Source organism: Paraburkholderia sp. BL10I2N1 (assembly GCF_004361815.1).
Taxonomy (GTDB): Bacteria; Pseudomonadota; Gammaproteobacteria; order Burkholderiales; family Burkholderiaceae; genus Paraburkholderia.
Genome location: NZ_SNWA01000002.1, coordinates 3,149,653 through 3,163,140, shown reverse-complemented (window position 1 = coordinate 3,163,140; position 13,488 = coordinate 3,149,653). Strand labels below are relative to the sequence as shown.

Genomic DNA, 13,488 nt, shown 5'->3' with positions numbered 1-13,488 from the left:
CGGTTTTTCGGCAGGCCGAAGCTCGCTCAGGAATTGCAGGACGACATCTCAGAAGTGCGCGCTCTGCTCTATCCGAAGTGACGGCATCATGCCGACTCCATACCGTGACCACGCTTGGCGGAGTCAGCCTTGGGTGAGGCCAGAAAGGAGAGCAGCGCCTTCGCGGCTTCATGCCGCGCGGATGCCGTGCAGATGGCAGCCGTGAAGACGGTAACGACCTGGATCTCAACCGGCAGAGAGCCGATGACCTCAATGCCTTGCAAGTGCATCAATTCGCTCAGTTGCTGGAAACCTAGCTCGACCTCCCCGCGCGCGACGAGCGTGCCCACCGGCACGCCGGGGGGCGCCTGCACGATGGGCGGCGCGATTGTCTCGGCGATGCCCCAGCGCTCGAACAGGCGAGTCAGGTGCGAACCGCTCGGACCCGTCGAATAGCCGATGCTGCGCGCGGCCAGAATGGCGTCGCGAACTGCGGCTTCAGTGCCGATGTCGGGTCGCGGTGCCCCGGCCGCCACCGCAATTGCCACGCCCGAACGGGCCAGGTCGACCCGACTGCGCGGATCGACTCGGCCAGCGGCGGCCAGCCGATCGATCGCGTCGGCTGCAAGTACGACAAAATCGAACGGCTCCCCGTGCTGGACGCGCCGGGCAGCCTCAACGCCCCCGACCGACTCGACGACCACCTGCTGCCCCGACAGCCGCTCATACTCTTCAACCAGATCGGCAAGCACGTTGCGGGTGGACATCGAAGAGATGCCGGTGATCGGTTCATTGATGGTTTGACCCGTGACCATGGTTGCTGCCCTTTTCAATCGATATAGCGCAGTCCAGCTTGTTGCAACGGTTCGCGCATGTTGTACATATCCAGACCGAGCACGCCGGCGGCCAGCTTCGCGCGCTTCCCGCTTTCGTTGGCTTCGCGCGCGGCTGCCTTTTCCAAAACCTTCCGCGCCGAGGCCGCAGGCACCACGACCACACCGTCGTCGTCCGCCACGATGACATCGCCCGGCGTCACCAGCGCCCCAGCGCATATCACGGGTATGTTCACGGAACCCAGCGTCGCCTTGACGGTCCCTTTGGAGGAGATCGCCTTGCTCCATACCGGGAAGTTCATGTCGGCCAGCACACTCACATCGCGCACGCCACCATCGATTACCAGTCCCTGGGCTCCGCGGGCCTTGAAGCTCGTCGCCAGCAGGTCGCCGAAATAGCCGTCCGTGCTGTCGGCCGTGACCGCCGCAACGACGACGTCGCCTGGCTGGATCTGCTCGGCCGCCACATGCAGCATCCAGTTGTCGCCCGGTTGCAGCAGGACTGTGACGGCGGTGCCGCCCGCCTGCCCGCCGTTATAGATCGGGCGCATATAGGGCTTCATCAGGCCCACGCGCCCCATCGCCTCGTGAACAGTCGCGGACCCGAGCGCGCCAAGTCTGGTGGCCGTATCGCGATCCGCGCGCTGAATGTTTCGATATACGACTCCGAGTTCATACATGATCAATTACCTTTCGTTTTGAGCGCTGCATCGAGGCGCGGGTAGACACGTCGCGGACGGGTTCCCGATGCTCGAAATCTGGCGGTTGCGCCACGTCTCCAGCGCTTTCGGCGCGGTGGTGTAATGGCCATGGATGTCGATGATCATCGCCTCTCCCAAGAACTGATCCGGTTGTCGGCGCGGTGCCACCCGCGCCGACTCCCTTAATGTGCCGCGTTTGGTTGCGGAGCAGCCTCGCCAGCTTTTGTGCGCTGGGCCAGCAAGATAGCGATCCCAGCCAGCGTAGCGGGGATAGCCAGCATTGCCAGAATCGCGCCAAATTGCCAGCCGAGCCCGAGCAGCGCTCCGCCGATGGCGGACCCAAAGATGCTGCCGAAGCGGCCCATGCCGAGCATCCAGCTAACCCCGGTCGCGCGCGCGACCGTCGGGTACCGGCCCGGTGCGAAGGCGTTCAACCCCGTCTGCGCACCGCTCATGCAGAAGCCCGCGGCGAAAACCAGCAAGGTGAGCGACGAGGACAAGGCGCCAATCCATCCCAAGCCGAGCACGCAGAGGGCGCCGCCGACATAGGCAGCACTGATCACGGGGGCCGGCCGGACCTTGTCCATGAGCCAGCCGACGAGGATTGCGCCAATCGTTCCGCCGATCTGGAACATTGCCGTGGTGTTGGCCGCCGTGGTGACGCTCAGGCCGGCGTCCTTCATCAGCGTAGGCAGCCAGCCGGTCAGCAGATAAATGACGAGCAGGCCCATGAAATAGGTGACCCAAAGTGCCACGGTCATCAGGCCGTACCCATGCGAGAACAGCACGCCAATTGGCTTGCGCGTGGGCAATGGCGGTTCGTTGGAGACGAACACCTCATCGCCGGAAAACCGCTCGCCGCACACCCGGCCCAGGACAGCGCCGATACGCGCGTCCGGTGCTCCGCGCACTGCCAGCAGTCGGGCCGACTCCGGCAGCAGCCACAGTTGCAATGGAATCAACGCCAGCGGCAGGGCGCCACCGAAAATCAACACCGAACGCCAGCCCTCTACGGGAATGAGCCAACCGGCAGCAAAACCGATCAGGGCCGATCCCAGGTTGAAGCCGGTGAACATGATCGTGATCAACAGCGAGCGCTTGCGTTGCGGCGCATATTCCGACAGCAGCGTCGTCGTGTTAGGCATGGCGGCACCCAAACCGATGCCGGTCAGCAGTCGCAACAAGGCCATCGCCATCGGCGTCTGGGTAAATGCCGTTGCAATCGTAAAAACGCCAAAGAGGAAAACCGATGTAATCAATACGCCCTTTCGCCCAGCACGATCGGAAGCGGGTCCTGCCGCCAGGGCGCCGATCACCAGACCAATCGGCGCGGCGCTCATCACCAGACCGAACGCGGGGCGCGAAATCCCCCAGTCGTGAATGATCGATGGCGCTACAAAACCCATGATGGCCACATCCATGCCATCGGTAATCACCACGAGAAAACATAGCGCTACCAGTAGCCACTGGTAAGGCGAGATCGGTCGATCGTCAATAAAGGCCTTGATATCAATCATTTTTCCACTTGTCATCAGCTTTCTCCTGTCTCCTTGCGTTGGTGTTCTGGCATGACCGCCCTCTTCCCGCTTGCCATGCGTCTTGCTCGACCTGGACGGCGCCCGGCGCGCAAGCACCGGGGCGCTCGATCCGCTCGTCAGCTCTTTTGTGTATCTGCACTACTGTCCCAATCAAGTTTCCCGGCTGTTTTGCCTGCCACCGAATACAGCGCGCCGGGTGCGTTTCGCGTGCGCTGGAAGGCTTCCAGCGTTTCCCCGCGCATGGTGGCGTAGATGTGCAGGTTCGACACTCCGGTCACTGCCCCCAGCTTCTCGAGCATGAAGAAGATCACGCCGTAATGCAGCAGGCCGCGCCAGTCGCGTCGGCGGATCAGGTCCTGCTCCTCCGCGGTCAAACCAGCCGCCGCGAAGCTGGCCTCGGGATCGCGCAAAAAGGCTTCACGATGACTGGGCTCCACCATCCGATGCAGGTATTTGTTGATCCGGTACGCCTTCACCGCAAGCTCGATAGTGAAGGGATACGTACCATCGAGCTTCTCGGCACCGGCCAGCTCATTCGCCATCTGCCGCCGGTGGCGCTCGACGATCGCAGGGTTCGTATCCCCATCTTCCCCTTCGTAGATTGCGGTCGCGATACCTGCCATCGATGGCAGGTAGTAGCTGCGATGCTTGCACACGACGTTGGCCGACAGCGCACCGCGCATCGTGAGCCACATGACCACTTCCGCGCCCTCATATCCGCCCAGCTCGGCGTATTCGGCGAGAGTCATCGCGGCCAGCTGCTCGGGGTCGCGCTCAAAGAGATCGAGAAAGCGCTGGTCCCATTCCGTGTTGTTGAATCCGGCTCGCTCTCCATGCACCTGGTGTGACAGGCCACCCGTTGCGAGGATCGCGACTTTAAGATCCTCCGGATAGCTTTCGATTGCGCGTCTTAGCGCTTGCCCAAGCTTGTAGAAGCGGCGCGCACTCGGGACCGGCAATTGCAGCACGCCCATCTGCAGCGGCACCAGTTTCACGGGCCACTCGGGCTTATGCGGGCAAAGCATGGACAAGGGCGAAAAGCAGCCGTGATCAAGCGCCTTGTTCTGAAAGAAGGACATGTCGAACTCATCGGTCATGAGCGAGTTCCCAATGTGCGCGGCCAACTCCGGATGCCCCTTGATCGGGGGAAGATCACGGGCGCCGCCGCCTTCGTCCGCGACGTGCCACTCTGGCCCGACGCCTAGCGTGAACGCTGAATAGTGATCGAAGAAGAACGAAGTGACATGATCGTTGTAGATGATCAGAATCACGTCAGGTTGCTTTTCAGCGAGCCAGTCAGCCAACGGTGCGAAATTTTCGAAGATGGGTGCCCAGACAGGATCGTCGCGCTTGTTCTTGTCGAAAGCGAAACCGATGGTGGGTGTGTGCGAGGCGGCGATACCTCCAATGATCCGTGCCATTCCTGTACTCCTTCAAACGACTCATCTAAACCGCTAGTCGAGCCCCAACACCTGATACATGACGGGCAAGCGCAACTTCGGTCACGATGGCTGGCGCCACGGGAAGCGTCATCGCTCTGGCATAAAGTGCAGGTGTCAAGGCCGCAGCGTGCGCAAGCGCTAGATGGCGTTTCTCTCCCATGACGTCACTACATCATCACGCCGTCACGAAGTGCGATCCGAAGGCATGCCTTTGCTTATCGTGCCGACGTTTCGGGCGTGACCGGAGCCAGCATTCTTTTCACGATGAGGGCAAGCGTAACCGTGAAGCAGAAGTGAGACATGAATCCACCAATGATCACGACGGGGTCATAGTAATTGGGGTGGTTATCGCCAGCGATTATGATTGCCACATGCATCACGATCCACGCGAACATGGCGTAAAACAACGCCACGAACGTCGCTTCATACCCGCGCCGGCGGAAATACGGCCAGATCATCGCAAACAGGATGCCCCATGCAATCGAGAAGAAAAAGTGAATGCCGGTGCCAAGAAAATACGCCCATACACCGAGCGAATCCTGCACCGCCTTGCCGAACACAAGGCCTGTTGCATTACGCGGAATGCCTGCCAGGGGCATCAAGTGCTGAGCGCCTACCCAGATAAGAGCCTCGTAAATCCAGATGCACACTGCCCCAGCGAGTCCGCCGATCACTCCCGCACGAATGGTCACGTTGAGACCGGGTTTGTCCGAAACCGCCGGCACCAAGCCTTGGTTGACATCATTCCCGCTCGCGCTGAAATCTCCACCCATGACTGCTCTCCTCGAATAAACTGAAGTTACCGACTAAATACCGTGGTCTATAACTACCTGCGCAAGACCTTTGTTAAACAAACGTGCGTATCGCCCACCGGGATGGTCGTGCCTCTGAGTTCCCGTTGTTGTTTGAACATTGCCGGGGTATCGGACGCTCGCACGAACAACGAGCACTTCCGTCGCAAGGCATGTCATGCCTCCGGTGTGCGGGGAGCTGGATCGAACATTCGGCATTTAGCCAGGAGCTCGAACCGCCGACTGAGACGGAAGGTACCCAGGCGGCCTCGGATTTCAAAGGGGCGGGTTAACCAGATGCAATGACGAAAACGTCCGCCTTTTTTGCTGTTCCATGTCTCGCTCTGCAAGGCAGGAATCCCACTCGAAGCCCCGTCAATCAAGGCCAAGGCGAATATCCTCAGGTCCTCGCAGGGAACGTTTGCGACGACCTGCTGCAATACCGCGTCGATAAGTGGATCAGATGGGAAGATAGCGAAGTTGCAGTAGGACGGGCAACGGCCGACGACTCGACGGACATCATCGGCGCGCGTATGTCCGTTACTTATGCGGAGGCGACGGTCGAATGTCCGTGTATCAGCGCGGGTCAACAGCCGAGGCTGGCCAGACCCGGTCCCACGACGACGGGCTCAGCTCGCCCCACAAGAGGTCAAGGCGACCTGGAAAAAGTCAACGGCGTGCGCACCGAGGCGACCTATGTCATTGCTGGTTCGTGTGATCGGGGTGCGCGCGTAGTCAATGGTACGTCGTCTTAGACGACTGCAGCTTCGTCAGGACGCCGCCTTTGAATCGGAACCAGCCTTGCGAGCTTTGCATCACAACTTCATCGCCTTGCCAGAATACGCGCTTGACCGTCATACGCTTACCCAAGCGTTGCACCAGTGGCGGATGGTGGCGAAAGTCGTACAGCACCGGCCCGGAGTCAGTCTGCACGAGCGTGCGCGTGACGCTGTCATTTGCGTTGCCGACATCATCGAAATGCGTGAGGGTGCTTGCGCTGAAGCGATCGAAAATTTCCTTGTCGAGCATCCCCTCGAAATCGCGGTCGACACGCACGAATTGCAATTTACCCCCAGGTGTGAAGAGCGGGCCGGACGCGTGACTTTGCGCATGAACGCAAGTCACGAAAGAGGTGGCTGCAAGCGCAGCGAGGAATAGCCGTCTCATGGTTCCTTTCAGATTCAGCGGCGTCTCCGACGACGGAGCACGACTCGCATTCGTTCCCTGGGAACATTGTCGTCAATTTTGGTCGACACGTCGACGGACTTTAACTGGCCGCACCCGGTCCAACATTGACCGGCTCGCCGCCGGCATTGACGAACAGCACATCGATGCGACCTGTCTCTGCCTTCACGCGCTCGTAGAGGCGGACAGTTCCTCGAACGTAGGTGCCGCTATAGTGATTATGGGCTACGGCGAATGGGTTGGACGTTACGCGCTGAAGCCTGCCACATAAGTCGTCCATCCGTTTGCCAATGGTGTGCCCATGCACCCGGCGAGCGTCGATTCATCGACGCTCGTTGCAAACGCCGCCATCAGCAATGCCGGAAGCACGCGCCTCGTCGGCAGATGTGCCAGAATCGCCTGCATGAACTGGATCGCCGCGCTACCGATGTACAACGTCACGCCCGCACTCGCTGCCGACTGGTGCAGCCTGCTGGCCGACGTGCTGCACGAGGCCGCGCCACAGACGCGCATCGTCGATCCCGGCGACGATCTGGTCACCTTCTGGCGACGCCCCGATCTCCTGATTTCGCAAACCTGTGGTTATCCGCTGATGCGGGGATTGTGTGAGCGCGTGCAGTTGATCGCGACACCTCACTTCGATACGCCTGGCTGCGTGGGCGCGAATTATTCGAGCGTGCTGGTCACGTGCGCAGGCGCGACGGGCGAAGCGATCGAAGATTTTCGTGGCGCGCGGGCAGCCTATAACCAGGACGATTCGAATAGCGGCATGAACGCGCTGCGGCATAGCGTTGCCCCGTTTTCACGCAACGGCTCATTCTTCGCTGAAACCATTCGCACCGGTTCGCATCTCGCTTCGCTGAGGGCGGTTGCGGACGCTCGCGCGGATATCGCCGCGATCGACTGCGTGACGATGGCGTTTGTACGCGACGCACTACCGGAACTGGCGCAGACCGTCCGCGAAATCGGCTGGACATCGACTTCGCCGGGATTGCCGCTGATTGCGGCGAGAGAGGTGCCGCCGGCAATGATCGAGGCTCTGCGCACAGCACTCGAAGAGGCACGCAAAGCGGACCCCGTGCGCGCGGAACGTCTCCGTTTGAAGGGCTTTTCGACGCTCACGCTCGCAGACTACGCGCGCATCGAACAACTGCAAGACGAGGCGCTCGCCGCCGGCTACGCGCGCCTCGTCTGACACGCGTGGTCGTTCAGCCCACTTCCATCACGAGCAACTGCGCACCGTCGGCAACCTGATCGCCGACGGCATACAACACCTCGGCCACCTTTCCCGCTGCCGGCGCGCCGATCGTGTGCTCCATCTTCATCGCTTCCATCACGATGAGCGGCGCGCCCTTCTCCACCACGGCACCCGGTTCCACCAGCACCGCGATCACCTTGCCAGGCATTGGTGCGGTAAGACGCCCTTCTCCGTGCTCGGCGTCGGCCGCGTGGGCGAGCAGGTTCTGCCATTCGAACGCGAGCGCTGCGCCGCCGCAGAACACGTGAAACGTATCGCCATCGATAAACACGCGCCCTGTCACATGTGTATCGCCGATGGTCGCGCCGAATTCATGCGCGCCTTTGGCACTCCACCACGTAAAAGCATCGCGATGTCCGGCGTATTCCAGCGTCTGCGTCGCGCCCTCGCGAGCGAACGTGACCGCGAAGGCTGTTTCGCTATCGATGTCGCGCCATGCCAGCGTCTGCGTGTAGCCGCTGTTCAGTCGCCAGTGCGACAGCGCGTCCCACGGCGACGCACCGTGAGCCGTGCCGCCCTCGCGGGTGAGCAATGCCCCGCACGCGAGCGCCAGCGCTTCCTTGAACGGCTTTTGCACCGGCGCAAACAACGCATCGTAATGACGCTCGATCAGCCCGGTATCGAGATCGGCCGTCGAGAAGGGCTCGCTCGTCACGATCCGCTGCAAAAATTCCACGTTCGTATGCGGTCCGACCACTTCGCATTGACGCAATGCGCGACTCATTCGCGCCAGCGCATCTTCACGCGTCGCGCCATGAACGATCAGCTTCGCGATCATCGGATCGTAGAACGGTGTGATCGTATCGCCTTCGCGCACGCCGCTGTCGATCCGCACGGGCGCGCGCAAGCCCACCTCGCCCAGGCTGAACTCAACGCCAGCCGACATGCGCAGGTGCTTGAGCGTTCCGGTCGACGGCAGAAAGCCGCGCGCCGGATGTTCGGCATAGATGCGCGCTTCGATTGCATGACCTTCGATGCGCAGCTGGCTTTGAGTGAGCGGCAGCGTTTCATCCGCCGCGACGCGCAACTGCCATTCCACCAGATCCTGGCCCGTCACCATTTCAGTAACCGGGTGCTCGACCTGCAGCCGCGTGTTCATCTCCATGAAGTAGAACGCGCCACCCGTCATGATGAACTCGACGGTACCCGCGCCGACGTAATTCACTGCCCGAGCCGCGGCCACTGCCGCTTCGCCCATCGCGCGACGCAACTCGCTCGTAAGGCCAGGCGCCGGCGCCTCTTCCAGCACCTTCTGATGCCGGCGTTGCACCGAGCAGTCGCGATCGAACAGCCACACCGCGCCGCCGTGACGATCGGCGAACACCTGCACTTCAACGTGACGCGGCCGGGTCAGATATTTTTCGATCAGCACGCGATCGTTGCCGAAGCTGCTGGCGGCTTCACGTTTGCACGACGCAAGCGCCGCCGCGAAGTCCTCGCTGCGCTCGACCACGCGCATGCCCTTGCCGCCGCCGCCCGCACTCGCCTTGAGCAGCACCGGATAGCCGATCCTGTCGGCTTCGCGCTGCAGCAGTAGAGGGTCCTGATCGTCGCCGTGATAGCCTGGCACGAGCGGTACCGCCGCCGCATGCATCAACGCCTTGGCGGCCGCTTTCGAACCCATCGCGGCGATGGCCTCGACCGGTGGTCCAATGAAAACGATGCCCGCCTTTTCGCAGGCGTGCGCGAAGTCCTCGTTTTCCGAAAGAAAGCCGTAGCCGGGGTGCACGGCCTGCGCACCGGTCGCGAGTGCGGCCTCGATGATGCGCTCGATACGCAGATAGCTTTCCGTTGCCGTCGAGCCGCCGATATGCACGGCTTCGTCGCACGCCGCGACGTGCTTGGCGTTCGCGTCTGCATCGGAATACACCGCAACGCTTGCAATGCCAAGCCGCTTGCAGGTTGCGGCGACGCGGCACGCAATCTCGCCCCGGTTCGCAATCAGGATCTTGTTGAACATGAGGTGTCTCGCTCTCGTGCTGTTCTATCTGCTGTATGTCGTGGGACGCGCGGTGTCACGCGCATCAGTTGCGCCAGAGAGGCGTACGCTTTTCGAGGAACGACGCGACGCCTTCGCGGCCTTCCGCGCCCGCACGCACGCGTGCGATGCGCACTGCGGTGTCTTCGATCAGCCCGGCATCGAGCGGCCAGCCCGCTACGTCCTGCACGAGCTGCTTGCATTCGCGCACCGCATGTGGGCCATTCGCGCAGAGCGTGTCGGCAAGCTGCTGCACCGTGGCGTCGAGTTGATCCGCAGCCACGGCTTCGCTTACAAGGCCGAGACGCAGCGCCGTCGCGCAATCGAACTGCTCCGCAGTAATGAAGTAACGGCGCGAAGCCTGCTCGCCCAGCGCGCGGATCACGTACGGCGCGATCGTCGCGGGAATCAGGCCGAGGCGCGCTTCGGACAGACAGAATCGCGCCGTATCCACAGCCACGACGATGTCGCATGCGCAGACGAGACCCATGCCGCCCGCGTACGCGTCCCCACTGACCTTGGCGATGACGGGCTTGCCGCACCGATAGATTGCGCTCAGCATGTTCGCAAGACGCAGCGCATCCGCACGGTTCTCCTCGTCGGAGAAGCCGGCCATCTTCTTCATCCAGTTCAGATCCGCGCCTGCGCAGAACGCCTTGCCATTCGCCGCCAGCACGACCGCGCGAACATCGTCACGATCGTTTAGCGCTTCGAATGCGACGGTAAGTTCCGCGATCATCCCTTCGTTGAACGCGTTACGCACTTCCGGGCGATTCAGTGTGACAGTTGCCACCTGCCCGGCGAACGTGACACTCAGGTTCTCGTATTGCATGTTCCTTGCCTCCTGCGCCTGCGTCACATTCTGAACACGCCGAAGCGCGTCTCTTCGATCGGTGCATTCATGGCCGCCGAAAGACCCAGACCGAGCACATCGCGCGTTTGCGCCGGATCGATCACGCCGTCGTCCCATAAGCGCGCGCTGGCGTAATACGGGTGACCCTGATGTTCGTATTGATCGCGAATCGGCTTCTTGAACGCTTCTTCCTGCTCCGCCGTCCACGCGCCGCCTTTCGCCTCGATGCCGTCGCGCTTGACGGTCGCGAGCACCGACGCGGCCTGCTCACCGCCCATCACCGAAATGCGCGCATTCGGCCACATCCACAGGAAACGCGGTGAATACGCACGGCCACACATGCCGTAGTTGCCCGCACCGAACGAGCCGCCGATGATCACCGTGAACTTCGGCACCTTCGCCGTCGCAACCGCGGTCACCATCTTGGCGCCGTTACGTGCGATGCCTTCGTTTTCGTATTTGCGGCCCACCATGAAGCCAGTGATGTTCTGCAGGAAGATGAGTGGGATCTTGCGCTGGCAGCACAGCTCGATGAAGTGCGTGCCCTTTAACGCGGACTCGGAAAAAGAGAATCCCGTTGTTCGCGATGATGCCGACCGGATGCCCCCAGATATGCGCGAAGCCGCAAACCAGCGTGGTGCCATAGCGCGCCTTGAACTCGTCGAACGCGGAATCGTCGACGATGCGGGCGATGACTTCACGGATATCGAATGGCTTGCGCGTGTCGACGGGTATCACGCCGTACAGGCTCTTGACGTCGTAGCGCGGCGGCTTCGGCTCCTGCAAGGTGACCGGCACCGTCTTCGCGCGATTCAGATTGCCGACTATGCTGCGCGCAATCGCGAGCGCGTGTGCGTCGTTTTGCGCCAGATGATCGACGACGCCCGACAGACGGGTATGCACATCCCCGCCGCCAAGGTCCTCGGCCGTCACAACTTCGCCCGTGGCCGCCTTCACGAGCGGCGGGCCGCCGAGAAAAATCGTGCCCTGGTTCTTGACGATGATCGACTCGTCGCTCATTGCGGGCACATATGCGCCGCCGGCCGTGCACGACCCCATCACGACGGCGATCTGCGGAATGCCCGCCGCCGACAGGTTCGCCTGGTTGTAGAAAATGCGACCGAAGTGATCGCGGTCGGGAAACACGTCGTCCTGATTCGGCAGGTTAGCGCCGCCGGAATCGACCAGATACACGCAGGGCAAACGGTTTTCCGCCGCGATTTCCTGGGCGCGCACGTGCTTCTTCACGGTGACGGGATAGTAGGTTCCGCCCTTCACCGTCGCGTCGTTACAGACGATCATGCATTCCTGCCCGGCAATGCGCCCGATACCTGTGATGACACCCGCGCCGGGCGCATCGTCGTGATACATGCCGAACGCCGCGAGTTGCGACAGTTCGAGAAACGGCGTACCCGGATCGAGCAGTTGCGCGATGCGCTCGCGCGGCAACAGCTTGCCGCGCGATATGTGCTTGTCGCGGGCAGCCTGCCCACCGCCCAGCGACAGTTTCTCGATCTTTGCCCGCAGGTCGGCAACCAGCGCTTCGAGCGCGGCGGCATTGGCCCGGAAATCGTCCGAGCGCGGATTCAGCTTTGTTTCGATGATCGGCATCGCCGTGACTCTCCCGTTCGCAGCGTGATCTGTCTCACATCGTTTCCGCGAACAGTTCGCGGCCGATCAGCATGCGGCGGATTTCGCTGGTGCCCGCACCGATCTCATAGAGTTTCGCGTCGCGCCAGAGACGGCCGACCGGATACTCGTTGATATAACCATTGCCGCCGAGAATCTGGATCGCCTCGCCGGCCATCCATGTCGCTTTTTCCGCGGTGTAGAGGATCACGCCGGCGCAGTCCTTGCGAACCTGGCGGACATGGTCGCCGCCGATGGTGTCCAGTTGACGGCCGACCGCATACAGATACGCGCGGCATGCCTGCAACGTGGTGTACAGATCGGCGACCTTGCCCTGGATCAACTGGAATTCGCCGATCGATTGCCCGAACTGCTTGCGGTCGTGGATATATGGCACGACCGCATCCATCACCGCGACCATGATGCCGGTCGGGCCGCCGGCCAACACGGCGCGCTCGTAATCGAGCCCGCTCATCAGCACCTTCACGCCGCCATTGAGCTGACCAAGAACGTTTTCCTCCGGCACCTCAACGTTCTCGAACACGAGTTCGCCGGTATGCGAGCCGCGCATGCCGAGCTTGTCGAGCTTCTGCGCGACCGAAAAGCCCTTCATGCCCTTTTCGACGATAAATGCCGTGATACCGCGCGGCCCGGCTTCGATATCGGTTTTCGCGTAGACCACGAGCGTGTCGCAGTCCGGGCCGTTGGTAATCCACATCTTGGTGCCGTTCAGCACGTAACGGTCGCCCTTTTTGTCCGCACGCAGTTTCATGCTGACGACATCCGAACCGGCGTTCGGCTCGCTCATGGCGAGCGCGCCGACGTGTTCACCCGACACGAGCTTCGGCAGATATTTCTGCTTTTGCGCTTCCGTGCCGTTGCGGTGAATCTGGTTCACGCACAGGTTGGAGTGCGCGCCATAAGACAGGCCGACTGATGCCGAGGCCCGCGAGATTTCCTCCATGGCCACCATGTGCGCCGTGTAACCCATGTTCGCGCCGCCATATTCTTCGGAGACGGTCATGCCGAGCACGCCCAGGTCACCGAACTTGCGCCACAGGTCCATCGGGAATTGATCGGTGCGGTCGATTTCGCCGGCACGCGGCGCGATCTCCTTCGCCGCAAACCCTGCGATGCTGTCACGCAGCATCTCGATCTCTTCACCAAGTGGAAATTGCAAACCGGGCAGATTGGTCATCTATGTCTCCTGGAATTCTCTGGCGGCAGCCCGAGCGCTGGGGCAGCCGGCTTCTGAGCGTTGCTCAGCGATCTTCTCGGGCCGTCCCCATCATCCTCCGCCA

General features: G+C 61.8%; 11 protein-coding genes and 1 pseudogene. 1 reads left to right on the top strand and 11 read right to left on the bottom strand.

The window, feature by feature from the left end:
• Positions 1-86 precede the first annotated feature (86 nt).
• The 7 genes from B0G77_RS36635 to B0G77_RS43625 all read right to left on the bottom strand — a co-directional run bounded on the left by B0G77_RS36635 (position 87) and on the right by B0G77_RS43625 (position 6,874).
• The gene (locus B0G77_RS36635; RefSeq protein WP_133666624.1) at positions 87-794 is read right to left on the bottom strand and encodes a substrate-binding domain-containing protein; all 708 of its coding nucleotides are present in this window, start codon (positions 792-794) and stop codon (positions 87-89) included.
• A gap of 14 nt (positions 795-808) precedes the next feature.
• Complete coding sequence (gene ligK / locus B0G77_RS36630) at positions 809-1,492, bottom strand: 4-carboxy-4-hydroxy-2-oxoadipate aldolase/oxaloacetate decarboxylase (protein ID WP_133666623.1); 684 nt, start codon at positions 1,490-1,492, stop codon at positions 809-811.
• 203 nt (positions 1,493-1,695) lie between these two features.
• A complete protein-coding gene (locus tag B0G77_RS36625; RefSeq protein ID WP_133666622.1) occupies positions 1,696-3,045 on the bottom strand; it encodes an aromatic acid/H+ symport family MFS transporter in 1,350 nt (449 codons plus the stop codon).
• 122 nt (positions 3,046-3,167) lie between these two features.
• Positions 3,168-4,472 (bottom strand): gallate dioxygenase, encoded by a 1,305-nt coding sequence (locus tag B0G77_RS36620; protein ID WP_133666621.1) that lies wholly within the window; start codon positions 4,470-4,472, stop codon positions 3,168-3,170.
• A 236-nt stretch (positions 4,473-4,708) separates the two neighbouring features.
• Positions 4,709-5,266 carry a hypothetical protein gene (locus tag B0G77_RS36615; RefSeq protein ID WP_133666620.1) on the bottom strand — a complete coding sequence of 186 codons (558 nt, stop codon included), beginning with the start codon at positions 5,264-5,266 and terminating at the stop codon, positions 4,709-4,711.
• A 753-nt stretch (positions 5,267-6,019) separates the two neighbouring features.
• Positions 6,020-6,451 (bottom strand): hypothetical protein, encoded by a 432-nt coding sequence (locus B0G77_RS36610; protein ID WP_133666619.1) that lies wholly within the window; start codon positions 6,449-6,451, stop codon positions 6,020-6,022.
• A 264-nt stretch (positions 6,452-6,715) separates the two neighbouring features.
• Positions 6,716-6,874 (bottom strand): hypothetical protein, encoded by a 159-nt coding sequence (locus B0G77_RS43625; protein ID WP_166656333.1) that lies wholly within the window; start codon positions 6,872-6,874, stop codon positions 6,716-6,718.
• On the opposite strand from B0G77_RS43625, the gene B0G77_RS36600 reads away from it, so the two are divergent.
• Positions 6,873-7,664, top strand: a complete 792-nt coding sequence (locus B0G77_RS36600; RefSeq protein WP_133666618.1) for a PhnD/SsuA/transferrin family substrate-binding protein — start codon at positions 6,873-6,875, stop codon at positions 7,662-7,664. The genes B0G77_RS43625 and B0G77_RS36600 overlap by 2 nt on opposite strands.
• A gap of 13 nt (positions 7,665-7,677) precedes the next feature.
• Here B0G77_RS36600 and B0G77_RS36595 read toward each other — a convergent pair whose 3' ends face one another.
• The 4 genes and pseudogenes from B0G77_RS36595 to B0G77_RS36580 form a co-directional block, all read right to left on the bottom strand.
• Positions 7,678-9,687 (bottom strand): acetyl/propionyl/methylcrotonyl-CoA carboxylase subunit alpha, encoded by a 2,010-nt coding sequence (locus tag B0G77_RS36595; RefSeq protein WP_133666617.1) that lies wholly within the window; start codon positions 9,685-9,687, stop codon positions 7,678-7,680.
• Between the two features lie 64 nt (positions 9,688-9,751).
• Positions 9,752-10,537 carry an enoyl-CoA hydratase/isomerase family protein gene (locus tag B0G77_RS36590; RefSeq protein WP_133666616.1) on the bottom strand — a complete coding sequence of 262 codons (786 nt, stop codon included), beginning with the start codon at positions 10,535-10,537 and terminating at the stop codon, positions 9,752-9,754.
• Between the two features lie 23 nt (positions 10,538-10,560).
• Positions 10,561-12,169, bottom strand: a pseudogene (locus B0G77_RS36585) (carboxyl transferase domain-containing protein).
• 34 nt (positions 12,170-12,203) lie between these two features.
• Positions 12,204-13,385, bottom strand: a complete 1,182-nt coding sequence (locus B0G77_RS36580) for an isovaleryl-CoA dehydrogenase (protein WP_133666615.1) — start codon at positions 13,383-13,385, stop codon at positions 12,204-12,206.
• Between the last annotated feature and the right edge of the window lie 103 nt (positions 13,386-13,488).

Coding starts and splice junctions, on each gene's coding strand:
- B0G77_RS36615 (WP_133666620.1), bottom strand. CDS start 5,266: ATGGGTGGAGATTTCAGCGCGAGCGGGAATGATGTCAACCAAGGCTTG.
- B0G77_RS36590 (WP_133666616.1), bottom strand. CDS start 10,537: ATGCAATACGAGAACCTGAGTGTCACGTTCGCCGGGCAGGTGGCAACT.
- B0G77_RS36610 (WP_133666619.1), bottom strand. CDS start 6,451: ATGAGACGGCTATTCCTCGCTGCGCTTGCAGCCACCTCTTTCGTGACT.
- B0G77_RS36625 (WP_133666622.1), bottom strand. CDS start 3,045: ATGACAAGTGGAAAAATGATTGATATCAAGGCCTTTATTGACGATCGA.
- B0G77_RS36620 (WP_133666621.1), bottom strand. CDS start 4,472: ATGGCACGGATCATTGGAGGTATCGCCGCCTCGCACACACCCACCATC.
- B0G77_RS36580 (WP_133666615.1), bottom strand. CDS start 13,385: ATGACCAATCTGCCCGGTTTGCAATTTCCACTTGGTGAAGAGATCGAG.
- B0G77_RS36595 (WP_133666617.1), bottom strand. CDS start 9,687: ATGTTCAACAAGATCCTGATTGCGAACCGGGGCGAGATTGCGTGCCGC.
- B0G77_RS36635 (WP_133666624.1), bottom strand. CDS start 794: ATGGTCACGGGTCAAACCATCAATGAACCGATCACCGGCATCTCTTCG.
- B0G77_RS43625 (WP_166656333.1), bottom strand. CDS start 6,874: ATGCAGGCGATTCTGGCACATCTGCCGACGAGGCGCGTGCTTCCGGCA.
- ligK (WP_133666623.1), bottom strand. CDS start 1,492: ATGTATGAACTCGGAGTCGTATATCGAAACATTCAGCGCGCGGATCGC.
- B0G77_RS36600 (WP_133666618.1), top strand. CDS start 6,873: ATGAACTGGATCGCCGCGCTACCGATGTACAACGTCACGCCCGCACTC.